1 protein-coding gene is annotated in these 936 nt (G+C 56.1%); it reads left to right on the forward strand.

All coding sequences use genetic code 11. From position 1 onward, the window contains the following. The first annotated feature begins 524 nt into the window (after positions 1-524). Complete coding sequence (locus DUT91_RS25040) at positions 525-833, forward strand: Fic family protein (RefSeq protein WP_245420026.1); 309 nt, start codon at positions 525-527, stop codon at positions 831-833. Positions 834-936: the final 103 nt, after the last annotated feature.

Raw genomic sequence — 936 nt, forward strand, 5'->3', positions numbered from 1 at the left:
TTCTCGGCATCGGGCAACTATCGCAATTGTTTTCGGGTGAGTTGCGGCCACCACTGGAACCAAGCGATCAAGGTATCGATCCGCAGACTGGGCGAGCTTACACATCAACTTCAATAGTGGAATGGCCACTGTGGGGAATCAGGTGAGATTAGCTAGTGACCAAAATGCGGGCGCAAAACCGCCGTCTATGTGCCACTACCCGACGGTCCGCTCGGGCAATGACCGAAAGCTAAGAAGGTCTTGAGCGGGGTCGAACCTACGGCCCCGCGGTTGTTCCGCGTCGATCTCATCCGAACTCCTAGAGACGTCAGAGACTTAGAAATCCTCGTCCTCGGTCGCCAGTGCCTTGCCAATGACATAGGAGGGCCGTCTCGAGTTGCTGATAGCTGTCGTCCTCGTACATCGTCTCTCGTCTCGCTGCAAAAGTCTGGATCCGCTCGAGTGAGGAATGGCCAGTCATCCAGCTCACGACTGACAGATCTGACGAACTCTCTCGTGAAAATTGGATGGGAACGGATGCGTAAATGGAATCTCTAAATACGGCGACCATCCAGATCACGCCCGAAATCCTGTCGCTGATCGCCGAAATCGACGAATTCAAGGGTGCTTGGCGTGCGATCGGCCGGATCGCGCCTGAGCGGCTGTCCGGCCTCCGGCATGTCGCCACGATCGAAAGCGTCGGTTCCTCCACCCGTATCGAAGGGGCACGCCTCACCGATCGAGAGGTCGAAAAGCTGCTGGCAAACATTCGCCTGGGGTCGTTTACGACACGCGACGAGCAAGAGGTTGCTGTCAATCGGCGCGGAATGTTGGGTCTGACTCAATCTCGCTGATGTTCTGGACTCCATTGGCCTGGTTTCCAATGGAGAATCAGCGCCATGCGAGCCAAATTTCGGCTTTCCGATCTGATCCCTGCCGAGTTAAGCGTTGAAGCAG

This window comes from Paramesorhizobium salinisoli (assembly GCF_003335045.1).
GTDB lineage: Bacteria > Pseudomonadota > Alphaproteobacteria > Rhizobiales > Rhizobiaceae > Paramesorhizobium > Paramesorhizobium salinisoli.

Coding starts and splice junctions, on each gene's coding strand:
- DUT91_RS25040 (WP_245420026.1), top strand. CDS start 525: ATGGAATCTCTAAATACGGCGACCATCCAGATCACGCCCGAAATCCTG.